14 protein-coding genes are annotated in these 14257 nt (G+C 71.7%); 10 read left to right on the plus strand and 4 right to left on the minus strand.

The features are described from left to right. The first annotated feature begins 48 nt into the window (after nucleotides 1-48). The 7 genes from ACG2DA_RS09515 (at nucleotide 49) to mgtE (ending at nucleotide 8302) form a co-directional block, all read left to right on the plus strand. Complete coding sequence (locus ACG2DA_RS09515) at nucleotides 49-351, plus strand: rod-binding protein (protein ID WP_395255352.1); 303 nt, start codon at nucleotides 49-51, stop codon at nucleotides 349-351. A gap of 150 nt (nucleotides 352-501) precedes the next feature. Beyond that, entirely contained in the window at nucleotides 502-1065 is a 564-nt protein-coding gene (locus tag ACG2DA_RS09520) for a hypothetical protein (RefSeq protein WP_395255353.1), read from the plus strand. Nucleotides 1066-1163: 98 nt separating this feature from the next. Further along, nucleotides 1164-2864: a flagellar hook-associated protein FlgK gene (locus ACG2DA_RS09525; RefSeq protein ID WP_395255354.1), complete on the plus strand. Its 1701-nt coding sequence runs from the start codon at nucleotides 1164-1166 to the stop codon at nucleotides 2862-2864. A 165-nt stretch (nucleotides 2865-3029) separates the two neighbouring features. Beyond that, on the plus strand, nucleotides 3030-5009 hold the full coding sequence (locus tag ACG2DA_RS09530) for a flagellin (RefSeq protein ID WP_395255355.1): 1980 nt from the start codon (nucleotides 3030-3032) through the stop codon (nucleotides 5007-5009). A gap of 358 nt (nucleotides 5010-5367) precedes the next feature. Continuing rightward, nucleotides 5368-5868, plus strand: a complete 501-nt coding sequence (gene rplM, locus ACG2DA_RS09535; protein WP_395255356.1) for a 50S ribosomal protein L13 — start codon at nucleotides 5368-5370, stop codon at nucleotides 5866-5868. Between the two features lie 103 nt (nucleotides 5869-5971). After that, on the plus strand, nucleotides 5972-6847 hold the full coding sequence (gene rpsI / locus ACG2DA_RS09540; RefSeq protein ID WP_395255357.1) for a 30S ribosomal protein S9: 876 nt from the start codon (nucleotides 5972-5974) through the stop codon (nucleotides 6845-6847). Nucleotides 6848-6922: 75 nt separating this feature from the next. Next, complete coding sequence (gene mgtE / locus ACG2DA_RS09545) at nucleotides 6923-8302, plus strand: magnesium transporter (RefSeq protein WP_395255359.1); 1380 nt, start codon at nucleotides 6923-6925, stop codon at nucleotides 8300-8302. Nucleotides 8303-8305: 3 nt separating this feature from the next. On the opposite strand, the gene ACG2DA_RS09550 is transcribed toward mgtE, so the two are convergent. Continuing rightward, nucleotides 8306-9085 (minus strand): SDR family oxidoreductase, encoded by a 780-nt coding sequence (locus ACG2DA_RS09550; protein WP_395255360.1) that lies wholly within the window; start codon nucleotides 9083-9085, stop codon nucleotides 8306-8308. After that, nucleotides 9085-9411: a nuclear transport factor 2 family protein gene (locus tag ACG2DA_RS09555; RefSeq protein WP_395255361.1), complete on the minus strand. Its 327-nt coding sequence runs from the start codon at nucleotides 9409-9411 to the stop codon at nucleotides 9085-9087. Before ACG2DA_RS09555 ends, ACG2DA_RS09550 begins: the two co-directional genes overlap by 1 nt. 102 nt (nucleotides 9412-9513) lie before the next feature. On the opposite strand from ACG2DA_RS09555, the gene ACG2DA_RS09560 reads away from it, so the two are divergent. The 3 genes from ACG2DA_RS09560 to ACG2DA_RS09570 all read left to right on the plus strand — a co-directional run bounded on the left by ACG2DA_RS09560 (nucleotide 9514) and on the right by ACG2DA_RS09570 (nucleotide 11164). After that, on the plus strand, nucleotides 9514-9921 hold the full coding sequence (locus ACG2DA_RS09560; RefSeq protein ID WP_395255362.1) for a winged helix-turn-helix transcriptional regulator: 408 nt from the start codon (nucleotides 9514-9516) through the stop codon (nucleotides 9919-9921). Between the two features lie 103 nt (nucleotides 9922-10024). Then, nucleotides 10025-10789, plus strand: coding sequence for an FkbM family methyltransferase (locus tag ACG2DA_RS09565; RefSeq protein WP_395255363.1), 765 nt, complete (start codon nucleotides 10025-10027; stop codon nucleotides 10787-10789). A gap of 126 nt (nucleotides 10790-10915) precedes the next feature. Continuing rightward, a complete protein-coding gene (locus ACG2DA_RS09570) occupies nucleotides 10916-11164 on the plus strand; it encodes a hypothetical protein (RefSeq protein ID WP_395255364.1) in 249 nt (82 codons plus the stop codon). Nucleotides 11165-11276: 112 nt separating this feature from the next. On the opposite strand, the gene ACG2DA_RS09575 is transcribed toward ACG2DA_RS09570, so the two are convergent. Further along, nucleotides 11277-13244, minus strand: a complete 1968-nt coding sequence (locus ACG2DA_RS09575; protein WP_395255365.1) for a DNA mismatch repair protein MutS — start codon at nucleotides 13242-13244, stop codon at nucleotides 11277-11279. Beyond that, entirely contained in the window at nucleotides 13241-14194 is a 954-nt protein-coding gene (locus ACG2DA_RS09580; protein ID WP_395255366.1) for a sugar phosphate isomerase/epimerase family protein, read from the minus strand. Before ACG2DA_RS09580 ends, ACG2DA_RS09575 begins: the two co-directional genes overlap by 4 nt. Nucleotides 14195-14257 lie beyond the last annotated feature (63 nt).

The raw sequence follows: 14257 nt of genomic DNA on the forward strand, positions 1-14257 counted from the left end.
GCCGGAGCTTGCGCTCCGGGCTCACGCCCCCCGAGGAATCGCAGATTGATGAACGCCGCCTCCGTCACGCCTCACGCCTTGCCGCTTTCCCCTCCCGAGGCGAAGCCGCCGGAGGACCTGTCCACCCGCGAGGCCTTCGACGGGTTCGTCGCCGGGACGCTGTTCCGGGAGATGCTCAAGTCGATGCGGACCTCGATGGGCGAGACGCCGTACTTCGGCAACGGGCAGGCGAACCAGATCTTCCGCGACCGCCTCGACGGCGAATTGGCCGACCGCATGGCGGCGACGGGCGGCAAAACGCTCACGCAGGACCTCTACGAAGCGTTCGGAAACCAGACGGGCTTGAAGTAGCAGCGTCTTCTCCCGCTATTCCTTTGGGGCGGGGGGGGAACGAAGCGGCCGGGACGGCGTTCGCTGGCGAAGGGGTGCGGCTGGTTCGGTTGTGCGGGCGGTCGCCGGTTCGTGCGGTTCCGCCGGCCGGGCCGGTCGAAACGACGGGGGATGACGCCGCCCGCCCCCTTCGCCGCCCCGCCCGTCGATTCGTCGGTTCGCCCCGGCGCCGGATCCGTCGCCGGACCCGGCGCCGCCGCGCCCGCCGACCCGCTCTCTCGGGTGGGGGAGGGGGCGGTGTCGGCGTTCCTGTCCCGCCTGGAGGCCGGGCGGCGGGAGCTGGACGCCGCCGGGACCGCCTTGTCCGACGCCGGCCGGGCCGCGGACGCCGCGGCGATGGCCGCCGCCGCCGAACGATACGAGGCCGCCACCGCCGCTCTGCGGTCGCTCGCCGCCGAGCGGACCGCCCTCCTGACGCAGTCCGGGGCGGTGTCCGTGGAGGCGTTGGCGGCGTCTCACCCCGCCCTTGTCTCCCGAGTGAAGAGTCTGCGGGAGTCCGCGGCGGAGACACGGACTCGCTTGTGGCCTCGCTGGGTCTCCGCGCGACGCTCCGCCGCGGCGTGCGCTGAGGCCCTGGACCTGATCGCCCGCGGCGGGGTGCGGTCGGTCACCTACGCCGCCGGCGGCGGGGCGGAGGCCGCCGGCGGCGGGGCGCTGCTGAACCTGTCGGGGTGACGTCCGCCCGGAGATCGTTCAGCGGGCCGACGCCCCCCGCTCGACTCGTTTCGTTTGTCGTGTCCCCGTCCGCCGTTTCCCCCGTCTGAGCCGATCGCATGGGTCTGTCTGCCGTGCTGGCGAACAGCGCAAGCGCGCTGGACGTTTATACGACGGGGTTGGCGGTCTCCGGGAACAACCTGGCGAACGCCGCGACGCCGGGGTACGCCCGGAAGGAACTGTCGCTGTCGTCCGGGCTGACGCAGGCCGGGGTGCGGCAGTCGGTCAACCTGCAACTGGAAAGCCGCCTACACGCCGCGGCCACCGGGGCGGCGGGCAGCGGGGTGACGGCCGAACTGTTCGCCGGCCTGGAGCGGGTGCTGGGCGAACTGACCGACGGCGACCTGTCGACGGCCCTGTCGGACTTCTCCGCCGCCGTGGGGGCCGTGATCGCGGAGCCGGATTCCGCACCGCTGCGGCAGTCGTTGCTGGACGAGGGCGCCGCGTTGGCTGGGGACTTCCGCAGCCTCTCCTCCCGGGCCGTCGACCTGGGCGACGGCCTGGCCGCCCGGGCCGGCGAACTGGTGGGGGAGGCGAACCGCCTGATCGAGGACGTGCACGGTCTCAACAAGCAGATCGTCCTGCTGGAGCGCGGCGGGTTCTCCAAAAGCGACGCCGCCCAGCTCCGCGACAAGCGGTACGCGGCGATGCAGCGGCTCTCCGAGATCGTCCCGGTCGAGTTCCGCGAGACGAAGTTCGGCTCCGTCGAACTGCGCAGCGGCGACGATTGGCTCGTGCTGGGGGATTCGCTCCAGACCCTGGAACTGGTCGAGCCGGTGATCGATCCGCAGAACCCGCCGCTGCGGTTGCCGTCGCCGCGGGTGCGGACCAGTCGGACGAACTCCACGCTGGAGGGCGGCGGGGAATTGGGGGCGGTGCTGGAGGGGGTCGACCGGATCGTGGGCGGGTTCCTCGACGACCTCGACGGCCTCGCCGCGGGGTTCATCGAGACCGTCAACCGCGTGCACAGCCTCGGGCGGGGCGCCGAGGGGTTCGCCGCCGTCACCGCCGCCCGCACCGTGGACGACCCGGCGGCGTCGCTGGCGGAGTCGGTGGGCGCCGCCGGATTGCCGTTCCCCCCGACGCACGGCGGCTTCACCCTCACCGTCGTGAACCAGGCCACCGGGGCCGAGGCCGAAACCCGCATTGCGATCGACCTCGACGGGCTTGGCGGGAACGATACCTCCCTCAACGACCTGGTCGCTTCGCTGAACGCGGTGGACGGCGTCTCCGCCGGGCTGGACTCCCGGGGGCGGCTGACGATGGCGGCGGACTCCGGCCGGGAGTTCCACTTCGGCGAGGATAGCTCCGGCGCCCTGGCGGCGTTGGGGCTGAACCACTTCTTCGACGGCCGCGACGCCGGCTCGATCGACTTGGCGGCGCCGCTGAAGGAAAACCCGCAGTTGCTGGCGGTCGGACGGGGCGGGGGCCCGGCCGACAACTCGAACGTCCTCGCCCTGGCGAACGCCCTCGACAGCCCGCTGACGAACGCCCGCGACCCGGAGCTGAAGGGCCGCACGATCGACGGGCGGTTCGCGGAGATCGTCGGCGCCGTCAGCCGCGGGGCCGCCGCGGAGCGGGCCCTCGCCGAGGCCGCGGTCGCCCACCGGGACTCCCTCGCCAGCCAGCGGGAGCAGTTCAGCGGGGTGAGCCTCGACGAGGAGGCGGTCCGCATCATGGAACTCCAGCGGCAGTATCAGGCCAGCGCCCGGGTCATCAGCGTGACGGACTCGTTGCTCGAAACCCTCATCAACATGTGACCCACGCCGAGACGGAACCGCCTCAGCGCCAACCCGAAGCGTGAGCGAGAGCCGTTCGTCCGCGTCCGCGGGCGGGACCCGCAACCCTCGTTCCCGCTTCCGGCTCGCTCTGAACGCACCGTCCGGTCGTCGGTTTAAAAACGAACGCGAAAGGAGGATGAAACGATGCCCGTCAGTCCGGTTCTTCCCGGCCGCACGCCGGAGACGTTCCAGTTTCAGCGGCTCGGCGCCTCGCTGGATCGGATCAGCGCGGAGTCGATGCGTTTGCAGGATATGGCCGCCACCGGCGTGAAGATCGCCGTGGGCAGCGACGACCCGACCGGGGCGATCAAGGCCGGGTTGATGCAGCGGAGCGTGGAGCGCAACGCCGCCCTCCAGGAACAGCTCGCCGTCGCGGACAGCCAACTCGCCGCGACCGACGTGGGGCTCGCCACGTTCGGCGACGCCGCGACGAAAGCCCGTACGCTGTTGCAGTCCGGCGTCGGGGCGCAGTCCTCGCAGGCGGAAAAGGACGCGCTGGCGGAGGAGGTCGCCGCGTTGCGGCAGAGCGTGATCCTCGAGGGCAACCGCACCTTCCGCGGCCGGGCGCTGTTCGGCGGCTCCAGCCCGGACGGGCCGCCGTTCGTGGACCTCGGCGGCGGGCGGACGCTCTACACCGGCGATCTCGGCGGCGTGCCGGGGCTGATCAGCGATCACAGCCCGATCGACACCTCCGTCAACGGGCACGCGGCGTTGCAAGTCCTCACCCCCGCCGAGAGCCGTCCGCTGGCGCCGGCGCTCACCCTCGACACGCCGCTGTCAGCGCTGCACGGCGGGGCGGGGGTGACGCCGGGCGAATTGACGGTGAGCCTGGACGACGGGCTGGGCAACGTCGCCGTGCAGCGGGTCGACTTCGCCGGGGCTCAAACGGTGGGGGACCTGAAGACCCGACTGGAAGCGGCCTTCGGGGCCGGTCCGCCGGGGGTGAGCCTGAACGTCTCGGCGGCGGGCGACGGTCTGGAATTCGCCGTGGTCCCCGGCGGAGCCCCGGCGGCGTCGGTGGCGATCGCCGACGCCAACGGCGGTCGCTTCGGGCGGGACCTGCGGCTGGTGCCCAACCCCGCCGCCGTCACCCCCGGCGTGCTGGAGGGCGGCGGGCTGGCTCCGCGGGTCACGAAGCACACCCCGCTCTCGGCCCTCAACGGCGGGGCGGGCGTGGATCTCTCCGGCGGGCTGCGGATCGTCCAGGGGGACGAAACGGCCGAGATCGACCTCTCCGCCGCGACGACCGTCGGCGAGGCGCTGGCCGCGATCAAGCTGCAAACCGAGGCCGCCGGCGTGCACGTGTACGCCGCCCTGACCGAGGACGGAGCCGGCCTGACGATCCGCGGGCGGGTCAGCGGCGTGGACTTTTCGATCGGGGAGAACGGCGGCACGACGGCGACGGACCTCGGCGTCTCGACCCTGCCGGCCTCCACCCGGCTGGACGCGTTGAACGGCGGAGAAGGGATCCCGACCGGTCCGCTGCCGGACGGCCCCGGTCCGCTGGTCATCACCCGCCGCGACGGGACCGACGTGAGCGTGGACCTCTCCGGGGCGGAGACGTTGGAGGACGTACTCGCCGCGATCAACGCCGTGGATCCCGGCGTGCTGGAGGCTCGGCTGAGCGACGTGGGCAACGGCCTGACGCTGTCCGATTCGCAGGTTCCCACGCTGCCCGCGGTCGCCGGGCCGCTGACGGTGGCGGAGTCGGACCTGTCCGTCGGCCTCGGACTGGCGGGAACCGCGGCGCCGGGGGACGAAATTGCCGGTTCGATCGATCACCCCCGCCGCACCGGCGGCCTGCCGGACCTGCTGAAGCGATTGGAGGACGGCCTGCGGGCCGGCGACGACGCCGCCCTGCACCCGCTGGGCGACCTGCTGGACGTCGAGCAGGCCCGCGCCACCGCCGTCCGGGCCGCCGCCGGCGTGCGGCACCAACGCATCGCCCAGCAGACGGACCGGTTGGTGGACGAGGAGCTCCAGCTGCGCGAGGATCTTTCCATGGTGCTGGACGCGGACCTCGCGGAGGTGTTCAGCCGCATCACGGCCCTGCAAACCGCCTACGAGGCGACCCTCCGCCTGACCGCCCAGGCGAACCAGCTGTCGCTGGTGAACTTCCTGTAGAAGTACGGGGAAGGGGCGAGGCGTAAGGCGTAAGTGCGGGTGGCGATGTCAGGTTGAAGGCTTCAGGTGGGACCGACGGGGGCCGGGCTGCCAACGCCCTCGCGCCTCGCCCACCCATTTCCCCTCCGACCTTCCACGTTCGCCCTTCAATCACTCCTTACGCCTTTCGCCTCACCCCTTTCCCCTCTTCGGCGCCTCCAGCGTTGAACCGCGGGCGACGCGCGTCTATCGTGCCCGACCCTCTTGCCGGCGGCGCCCTGCCCTCGGCGAACCGGGGCGGGTCGTTCCGTGCGGGACGGACCCGCGACTTCTCGTTCTTCCCTCGCCCCCGCCGGGGCGCGTTCAGCAGGCGGCGTCGATGCCCATCCTCCAGAAATGCACCCAGCTTCCCAAGGAAGCCGCGGACCCGAAGTGGGTGACCGTGGACGCCGACGGGCAGATCGTCGGGCGTCTGGCGACCGGCATCGCCACCGTGCTGATGGGCAAGCACAAGCCGAACTACACCCCGCACGTGGATAACGGCGACTACGTCGTCGTCACCAATGTGGAGCGGGTCGCCTTCGGCGGGAAGAAGATGGAGCACGAATCCATCCCGCACTTCTCCAAGAAGTGGCTCCAGAAGGAATACGACCGCTACAGCGGCTATCCCGGCGGCCGCTACGTGGAGTCCGCCGAGCGGCTGCACGCCCGCAAGCCGGAGATGATCCTGCACGAGGCCGTCCGCCGGATGCTGCCCAAGAACAAGCTGGGCCGGCAGATGCTCAAGAAGCTCAAGCTGGTCGTCGGGCCGGACCACGGCCACCAGGCCCAGCAGCCGGGCGAGTTCCCGGCCCACCTGCTGCCCAAACGCTCCCGCTGAGCCCGCCGTTCGCCTCGGGGGCTGACGGCCCCCGCCCGACCCGCTCCCGCTTCTCCTCCCGCCTCCCCCGCTGACTTTCGCCCGCCGCGCGGGACCCTCGCTCATGCCGAACGACGCCGACACGCCCGATCCCGACGCCCCGACGCAGACCCCCGGCGCGTCCCCCACGCCGACCGACGGCGTGCCGAAGGGCCCGAGCAGCGAGACGACTGCCGCGGACGTGCCCGGGACCGACGCGAACAACCCGGTCGACGAAACGAAGACGGCGTCCGACTCCGGCGGCACCGAGAGCGGCCAGACCGCCCCGCTGACCGAGTCCGCCAACGTGGATTCCGACGCCGCCGCCGGCAGCGCCGACATTCAGGTGGACGCCCCGCAGGGCGAACTCGCCGCCGCCGATCAGGCCGCCGAACCGGCGGGCGAGGAGCCCACCACCGGCGCCGAGGTCGGCGCCGCCTCCCCGGACGAGATGGGCCCGGACGCCACCGGCGAAAGCTACGCCGTGGACATGGGCCTGACCCTCGGCGGCGGCCGCGCCCCCGAGGACATCGCCCCGCCGCCGGAAAGCATGATCCGCGGCTCCATCGACCGCTTCGGCACCGCGATGGGCACCGGCCGGCGGAAGACGAGCGTCGCCCGCGTCCGTATCTCCGACGGCACCGGCCAGTTCAGCGTGAACGGCCGCGACCTGGAGGATTACTTCAGCTTCGTCCGCGACGTGGAGGCGGTCCGCGCCCCGCTCGAGCGGACCGAGATGTCCGACAACGTGGACGTTTGGGTGCGCGTCGAGGGCGGCGGCACCACCGGTCAGGCCGGCGCCATCGTGCTCGGCATCGCCCGGGCCCTGCAGGCCAAGGACCCGAACCTGCACGGCACGCTGCACCACGGCGGCTTCCTCACCCGCGACGAGCGGGCCGTCGAACGGAAGAAGTACGGCCGCCGCAAGGCCCGCCGGAGCTTCCAGTTCTCCAAGCGGTGATCCGCGAGAGGCTTCTTCTCACATGGTGACGCCGGGGCCCCCGCGGGGCTCCGGCTTTCTTTTTACGATCCGCCCATGCCCGCCGCCGTCATCAACTATCTGCTCGGGCCGGACCTGCGCCTGATGTTGGAGGAGGGCGACACCGAGGGGCTCAAGGCATTTTGTGAGGAACTGCACCCCGCCGCCCTGGCCGAGGTGCTGGCCGACCTGGAAGACGAAACGGTCTGGCGGGTGCTCTCCCACTGCCCGTTGCCCCGGCAGGTGGAGATTTTCGAGTTCCTCAGCCTCCACCGGCAGGTCGAGCTGGTCGAGGCGATCGGCAAGGAACGGCTCAGCCGGCTCGTCGGGGAGATGAGCTCCGACGACCGGGCGGACCTGCTCTCCCGGCTTGACCCGGCCCGCGTGGAGGCGCTGCTCCCGCTGATGGCCCAGGCCGACCGGGCCGACGTCCGCCGGCTGCTGGCCTACCCGGAGGAGTCCGCCGGGTCGATTATGACCACGGAGTACGCCAGCCTGCCGGAGCACGCGACCGTCGCCGAGGCCCTCACCGCCCTTCGCAAGCAGGCCCCGGACGCGGAGACGCTGTACTACATCTACATCCTCGGCCCGGACCGGCGGTTGGACGGGTTCGTCTCCCTGCGGGACCTCGTGCTGGCCCGGCCGGACCGGACCGTCGGCGAATTGATGCGGCGGGACGTGGTCAGCGCCCGGGTGGACGACGACCAGGAGGAGGTCGCCGCCCAGGTGATGCGGTACGACTTTCTCGCCCTGCCGGTGGTCGACGAGGCGAACCGCCTGGTCGGCATCGTCACCCACGACGACGCGATGGACGTCGTCCGGCAGGAGGCGGAAGAGGACGTCCTGATGATGGGCGGCGTCGAGCCGCTGGAGGACAGCTACTCCGAAACCGGCGTGCTGGAGCTGGCCTGGAAGCGGGGTAAGTGGCTGATGTTCCTCAGCCTCGTCGCCCTGGCGACCGCCCAGGTGTTGCAGCGGTTCGAGGAGGTCAGCGAGACGCACGTCTGGCTGGTGCTGTTCCTCCCGCTGGTGCTGGCCGCCGGCGGCAACGCCGGCAGCCAGTCGGCGGCCTTGATCATCCGGGCGATCGCCCTGAACGAGCAGGGCGCCGGCCCGTGGCGGCTGGCCGCCCGCGAACTGCTGGTCGGCAGCACGCTGGGCACCCTGCTGGCGTTGATCGGCTACCTCAGCGGCTATCTGTGGTTCAGTCTGGGCTCCAACGAGAGCCTGATGGTCGCGGGCACGGTGTTCGTGGTGGTCGTCATCGGCACGGTCTGCGGCTCGTTGTTGCCGTTGGCGAGCAAAAAGCTCGGCGCCGACCCGGCCCTGATGAGCACCCCGCTGATTACCGCGGTCATGGACGTCACCGGTGTCGTCCTCTATTACGGCGTGGGCATTTGGCTGCTGACGACGCTTGCCGGCACGGCGACCCGCTGAGGCTCAGGCGACGGGGATCGTGCCGCCGTCGATCACGTATTCCGTCCCTGTTATGGAGGCCGCCCGGGGGGAGGCCAGGAAGGCGATCAGGTTCGCCACCTCCTCCGGCCGGGCCGGACGGCCGAGCGGGATGCCGCCGAGGGAGTCCATGATGAGTCGTTTGCCGCCGTCCTCGTCGGTGCCGGCCTGTTCCGCGACGCGGCGGACCAGCGCGACGGCGGCCTCCGTCTCGACCCAACCGGGCGAGACGCGGACGACCCGCACGCCCCGCGGGGCGACCTCCTTCGACAGGGCTTTGCTGTAGGTCGACAGGGCCGCCTTCGCGGCGGCGTAGGCCGTCGTGGACTCCGGCAGGGGCAGCCGATTCTGGATCGAGGTCACGTGAATCACCACGCCCGATCCCCGCGCCAGCATCCCGGGCAGCAGCGCCCGGTCCAGCCGGACGGCGGGGAACAGGTTGAGGCGAAACTCGTCCTGCCAGGCGTCGTCGTCGAGCGCCGCGAAGCCGCCCGCCGGCGCCGAGGAGCCGCCGAGGACGTGCACGAGCACATCGACCCCGCCGAGCCGCTCCTCCGCTGCCCGGGCCACCGCGTCGCAGCCCTCTGGCGTGGTGAGGTCCGCGGCGACGAACTGTTCCGCCGGGACGTCCTCCGGCCGCGACCGCGCCGTCGTCAGCGTGCGGGCGCCGAGCTGGCGGAACAGGGCGACCGTGGCGGCGCCGACGCCCTTGGTCCCGGCGGTGATCAGTGCCCGCCGACCCGCGAGTTCCAGATCGAAGGACATCACCCAATCTCCAGGTTCGTGATTCGGTCGTCGGCCAGCCGGAAGACGTGGTCGAGTTCGACCGGGCTCCCGGGGAAATTGCCGGCGACCCGCGCCCGGATGGTCATGCCGGCGTCCCGGGGGACGACCTCCAGCGGTTCCGCGGTGAAGGCGGTGGTCCGCTGCGCCTCCCGCAGCCAGGCGGCGATGGCCGCATGGCCGCGGTGCGTGCGGTTCTCATCTTGGACGACGGCGTCCACGGCGAAGCAGCGGTCGGGGTCGAAGGGGACGGCGCCGTTGCTCGCCTCAAAAAAGGCGGCGATCGGATCGGGCAGGGGGGCGTTCATTGCGTCGCGTTCCTGAGGGAGGGGGCCGAAGTTGGCGATGCGGAGATCGTCGCTTAGGCTGGCCGGCCCTCAAGAACGCACTTCAAAGTAAGTGACGGACAAATGCGTAAGGTCTATACGCCTGAAACGGCCGCGGCCGGGGTGGAAGAGGCCTTCCAACTGATCGGGGGGCGTTGGAAATTAATCATTCTGTTCCACCTGTTCGGGGGGAACGTGCGACGGTACTCGGACCTCGAGCGGCTTATCCCGGGGATCTCGCAGAAGATGCTGGCCCAGCAATTGCGCGGGCTGGAAGCGGACGGCCTCGTGTCGCGGACGATCTACCCGCAAGTCCCGCCGAAGGTGGAGTACCGGCTGACCGAGTGGGGGCAGTCGCTCTGTCCCGCGCTCGACGCGTTGTTGGCCTGGGCGGAACGACGGAATGGGGCGATCGCTCCCGCCCCGCCCGGCGCCGTCGAGGACGCCGCGGTCGTCGGGGACCGGAACGAGGAAACGGCTGCACGCCCCTGATCTGGCGCCGCGGGCCCCGCCAACGCCTCCGCCGACGGCGGCCCCGTCTTGGTCGGGCGGAAGGATTCTGCGACAGTCGCCCCGCGGACCAGTCACGGAACGAATGGAAGGCGCCCCCATGAAGCTGCACCGCCGCGTCGCCCGGTCCCTCGGCTACAGTCTGGTCCGCATCCGCAAGGATCACTCAATCCTCGACCATCACCTCGCCAAAGTGATGACGAGCTACGGGGTGAACGTCGTCGTGGACGTCGGCGCCAACAAGGGACAGTTCGGCAGCCTGCTGCGGTCCGGGGGCTATACAGGCCTGATTCTCTCCTTCGAACCCGTCGCGGAGTGCTATCGGGCGCTTCAGGCGGCGGCGGAGGGGGACGACCTGTGGCGGACGTTCAATTGCGCGCTCGGCCGGGAGGAGGCTGAGCTGAGCATCAACGTCGCCGAGAACGACACCCTCTCCTCCTTCCGCACGCCCAGCGAGTTCGGCCGCGACAAGTTCCCCGACCGCATCGAGGCCGGCCGCACGGAGACGGTGCCGGTGAAGCGGCTGGACGCCCTGTTCGACGACGCCGTCCGCGACGTCGAACGGCCCACGGCGTTCCTGAAGATGGACACACAGGGCTTCGACCTGGACGTGTTTGCGGGGGCCGAGGGCTGCCTGGATCGCGTCGTCGGGGTGCAGTCCGAACTCTCGGCGCTGCCGATCTACGAAGGTATGCCGGACTACGTCGAAAGCCTGTCCACGATCCGCGCGGCCGGGTACGAGGTGAGCGGCTTCTTCCCGATCTCCCGCCAGTCCGATTCGTTGCTGCTGGTGGAGTTCGACGTCGTGATGCTCCGCAAGCCGGTCGCGGCGGACGAATCGGACGGCTGACGCGGCCGGAGAGGTGACGGGACCCGGGACGCGGCTACATCTATTACGCTGTCCCTTCGTCTCCGCCCCGACCCGGTCCCCCGGCGCCTCCCCGGCATGAATCCCCTCCGCCGTCTGAATTCGTTGGTGGAACGCCACATCCGCGCCGTCGAAATGGCGGGCGTCCTGATGCGAATCTTCAGTTTCTCCTTGGTGAGCTGGCTCGGCCCGGAGAGCCCGTTCCTGTTCGTCTGGGCGTTCAACACGGTCGACGCGATCCTGCTCTCCTGGTGCGCGATCCTGAAGAAGGACTGGGCCTACACGCTGCTGAACGTGTTCTGGATCGGCGTGGGCGTCCTCGGCATGGTCCGGGCCGCCGGCGTCGGCGCCCACTGACGGGGCCGTCCTGACGAGACTGTCCGCCTCCGACCCGGAGTTCGACCGCGATCGTGCGGCGAGCCGGCCGTCGAACGGACCGCCGTCTGGCGCCGCGGCGGTTTCGGGCGCTTCAGGCGGGCCGCCCCTCCCGGGGCACGATCCCGACCAGACGCATCAGTTCCAAGGCGTTGCTCCGCGGGACGACGCCGGGCCGCAGGCGGTGGTCGAAGGTCATCCGGCCGTCGGCGAGGTGGTCGCGGAAGTGCACGTTCGCGGCCCGGTCGCCGAGGTCGTCGACCAACTCCGTCAGGGCCAGGTCGTGCGTCGTCACCAGGCCGAAGGCCCCGCGGTCCAGCAGCGTGCGGACGACCGCCTCGGCGCCGGTGCGGCGGTCGGCGGAGTTCGTACCCTGCAGGATTTCGTCCAACAGAAACAGGACCGGCGGCTCCTCGACCGGGGAACCGGACCGGGCGTCGTCCAGCACGCCGGCGAGGCGGCGGACGCTCTCGAAGAACAGGCTCTTGCCGTCGGCGAGGCTGTCCGTGACCCGCATCACGCTCCGCACCCGGCAGGGGGCCAGCGACAGCGAGTCTGCGCAGACCGCCGCCCCGGCGCCGGCCAGCGTCGCGTTCACGCCCACCGCCCGCAGCAACGTGCTTTTGCCGGACATGTTCGACCCGCTGACCAGCAGCAGGGCGGGGGCGTCGGCGTCATCGGCCGGACCGTCCGCCGAGGGAGCAACGGCGAGGGCCACGTCGTTCCGCACGCACTCCGTTTGCGGGAGCAGGGGGTGCCCGATCGCTGCGGCGGCGAACCGGGCGGGGCCGGCCTCGTACCGCGGGACGACGAAGGCCGGGTGTTCAAACCGCCAGCGGGCCAGCGACAGCAGCGCCTCGAACCGGCCGGCGGCGGCGGCCCATTCGGACAACCGGCTGCCGTGCGTCTCAGCCCAGCGGGCGATTGCGTGGGCGTGGAACAGCGGCAGGGCGAACACCGCGGAGGCCAGGGCGACGAACTGGTTGTTCCGGCTCGTCTCCAGCCGCCGGGCGACCGCCGCCAGCCGGGCGACCGCCGCGGAGGGCGTCTCCCCGGTTTCGCGGTCGGTCAGCGCGTCCCGCAGCGCCCGCACGGCCGGGGCGGGGGACTCGCAGCGTTCCAACAGGCCGAGCACGCCGGAGAGCAGCGTCAACCCGCCCCCGGTGCGCTCGGAGTAGGCGGCGGCCGCGGAGACGCGGTCGCGGAACACGTACTGCAACGCCCCCTGGCCGCCCGCCGCCGCCAACAGCAGGCCGACGGAGCCGGCGGCGAGCAGCCACCAACCCAGCCCGATCACCGCCGCCGCCCCGAAGGCGAGAGCGGCGAACCGGGCCCCGACCGGCAGCGGCCGCGGCGGGACGACCGCGGCCGACTCGCCCGGCGTCGCCGGCGGGTCGCCGGGCAGCAGGGCGAGGCGTTCGCGCAGCCGCACTTCGCCGGCCAGTTCGTCCGCGGCCTGCTGGCGGGAACGCACCTCCTCCGGATCGGCCGGGGCGAGCAGCCAGGCGGCCAGCGTCGCCCGGCCGCCAGCGGTGCGGGCGCAGGAGAGCCGGCGGAACAGCCCGGCCTCGCCGAACAGATCAAGGTCCGCCGCGTGCGGCCGGTCCGGCGGGAGCAGGTCGGCGCCGACGTCCGCATCCGGCACCAGCCCCCCGCCGATCCGCAGCCGGGCGTGATCGTGATGGGTAACGGCCCGGCCGGCCGCGGCCTGATTCGAGGCGATTCCCTCATGAATCAGGCAGAGGGCGGCGAAGCCGACCATGGGGATCAGCAGCCACCAACCGGTCCACGCGCCCGCCGCCCAACCGATCGCCACGGCGACGCCGAGGAGAAAGATCAGGCCGCGGCCGGCGGCGAGGCGGTCGTCCCACCGGCGCCAGCGATCGACGGCGGCCTGCCGCGCCGCCTTCTCCGCCGCGTGCACCGCCGACGGATCCGCCGCCGCGGCGCCCGGTCGATCCGGGGACGGCGGTGCGGGGCCGGGCGGCGCCGAACCGGGCGGGGCGTCGGGCGAAGCGGTCGGGGCGGGCGGGGGAACCGTGGCGCTCGCGGCGACGCTCACGCGGAAAGCTGCTCGCGGGCGGCTTCGAGAATTTCGCGGGTCCGGACGATGCCGTCCCGCTCGCTCAGCTTGCCGCCCTCGTACTCCACGCCGATGTAGCCGTGGTAGCCGGCGTCGGTGACGATCTTGCACATCGTGACCAGATCGAACTTCAGCCCGCGGCCCTCAGTGACGGAGGAGGGGGCCGGTTCGGGGAAGTCGTAGCTCTTGGCGGACATGCCCTTGGCGTAGGGCGTGAGAATGCGGACGCCCTTGTAGGGGTCGAACGTCTTGTCGCCGCTGATGCGGAAGTTGCCGAAGTCCGGCAGGGTGCCGACGCGGGGGTGGTCGCACAGCTCCATCACCCCGGCGAGCCAGCCGGCGTTGGAGCTGAGGCCGCCGTGGTTCTCAACGATCACGCTCTGGTCATAACCTTCGGCCAGCTCGCAGAGCTGCCGCAGACCGTCGGCGGCCCGTTCCATCTGCTCCGTGAAGGACCCGCTGCTGCCGGCGTTCACGCGGATCGCGTGGCAGCCCAGCGCCTGGGCGCTTTTCAGCCACTTCTCGTGGTTCTGGACGGCCTTCTTGCGGGCGGCGTCGTCCGCGGCGCCGAGCTGGCCCTCGCCGTCGACCATGATCAGCACGCTGGTGACGCCCTCGTCCTCGCAGCGGCCCTTCAGTTCCTTCAGGTACTCGTCGGAGGTGTTCTTGAAGAACCGGTTGACGTACTCGACCGCGGAGATGCCGACTTCCTTCGTCTTCGCGGGGAACTCCAGGTTGGAGAATTCGCCGGCGCCGAGGGCCTTGTGGAAGGACCACTGGGCGAGGGAGATCTCGAACGGCTGGCCGCTCTTGTTGTCGCCGTGGTGATCGGCCCGGGCGGAGCGGGGGGCGAACGCCGCGACGCCGGCGGTCGCCGCGGCGGCGCCGAGGGCGGATTTGAGCAGGGTGCGGCGGTTGGGAGCGGACATCGGCGCGCGACAAAGTGCGGAACGGGGCGAACGGGCGGAGTTTACCGGCCGCGTCCGCCCCCG

This window comes from Alienimonas sp. DA493 (genome assembly GCF_043951915.1).
Taxonomy (GTDB): domain Bacteria; phylum Planctomycetota; class Planctomycetia; order Planctomycetales; family Planctomycetaceae; genus Alienimonas.

Bases quoted from the DNA above. Each gene is read 5' to 3' on its own strand.
- mgtE (WP_395255359.1), top strand. From the start codon at position 6,923: ATGCCCGCCGCCGTCATCAACTATCTGCTCGGGCCGGACCTGCGCCTG.
- rplM (WP_395255356.1), top strand. From the start codon at position 5,368: ATGCCCATCCTCCAGAAATGCACCCAGCTTCCCAAGGAAGCCGCGGAC.
- ACG2DA_RS09530 (WP_395255355.1), top strand. From the start codon at position 3,030: ATGCCCGTCAGTCCGGTTCTTCCCGGCCGCACGCCGGAGACGTTCCAG.
- ACG2DA_RS09520 (WP_395255353.1), top strand. From the start codon at position 502: ATGACGCCGCCCGCCCCCTTCGCCGCCCCGCCCGTCGATTCGTCGGTT.
- ACG2DA_RS09550 (WP_395255360.1), bottom strand. From the start codon at position 9,085: ATGTCCTTCGATCTGGAACTCGCGGGTCGGCGGGCACTGATCACCGCC.
- ACG2DA_RS09560 (WP_395255362.1), top strand. From the start codon at position 9,514: ATGCGTAAGGTCTATACGCCTGAAACGGCCGCGGCCGGGGTGGAAGAG.
- ACG2DA_RS09565 (WP_395255363.1), top strand. From the start codon at position 10,025: ATGGAAGGCGCCCCCATGAAGCTGCACCGCCGCGTCGCCCGGTCCCTC.
- rpsI (WP_395255357.1), top strand. From the start codon at position 5,972: ATGCCGAACGACGCCGACACGCCCGATCCCGACGCCCCGACGCAGACC.
- ACG2DA_RS09525 (WP_395255354.1), top strand. From the start codon at position 1,164: ATGGGTCTGTCTGCCGTGCTGGCGAACAGCGCAAGCGCGCTGGACGTT.
- ACG2DA_RS09555 (WP_395255361.1), bottom strand. From the start codon at position 9,411: ATGAACGCCCCCCTGCCCGATCCGATCGCCGCCTTTTTTGAGGCGAGC.
- ACG2DA_RS09580 (WP_395255366.1), bottom strand. From the start codon at position 14,194: ATGTCCGCTCCCAACCGCCGCACCCTGCTCAAATCCGCCCTCGGCGCC.
- ACG2DA_RS09515 (WP_395255352.1), top strand. From the start codon at position 49: ATGAACGCCGCCTCCGTCACGCCTCACGCCTTGCCGCTTTCCCCTCCC.